Origin of the sequence: Streptomyces sp. DH12, assembly GCF_020873895.1 — a bacterium.
Classification (GTDB): Bacteria; Actinomycetota; Actinomycetes; order Streptomycetales; family Streptomycetaceae; genus Streptomyces.
On record NZ_JAHWGT010001596.1, the window covers coordinates 1 to 396 of the forward strand.

Consider the following 396-nt stretch of genomic DNA (forward strand, 5'->3'; position numbering starts at 1 on the left):
CTGCGGCGTCCGCGCGCGCACGGCGACCGGCGCGACCGGCCCCGCGCCCGCCCGCCGTCGAAGAGCCGGGCCGCGGCGCCGCCGCCACGCCCGTCCCCTTCGTGTCCGAGTCGTCGTCATTGCACTCCGTCTCCCGTCACTCGCCCGTGAGCGAGCCGAAGTCGGTGCCGGAGCCGAGGATCAGGCCGGCTCCGAGGAGGATCATCGTGGCCGGGACCATGAAGGTGGTGATCATCAAGGTGGCCTTGGGGACCGCGCGGGCCGCCTTGCGGCGGGCGTTCTGCGCGTCCGTGCGGCGCATGTCCTTGGCGAGCGCCACCAGCGTGTCCACGATCGGCGCGCCCAGCTCCTCGCCCTGCTGGAGGGCGGTGACGAACATGGCGACCTGCTCGGAGT

Annotated in this window: 1 protein-coding gene; it reads right to left on the minus strand. The window is 74.0% G+C overall.

Annotation, left to right across the window (positions count from 1 at the left end; genetic code table 11):
• Positions 1-136: 136 nt before the first annotated feature.
• A partial coding sequence (locus tag LPA54_RS41265) for a type II secretion system F family protein (RefSeq protein WP_228985515.1) occupies positions 137-396 on the minus strand: 260 nt, incomplete at its 5' end.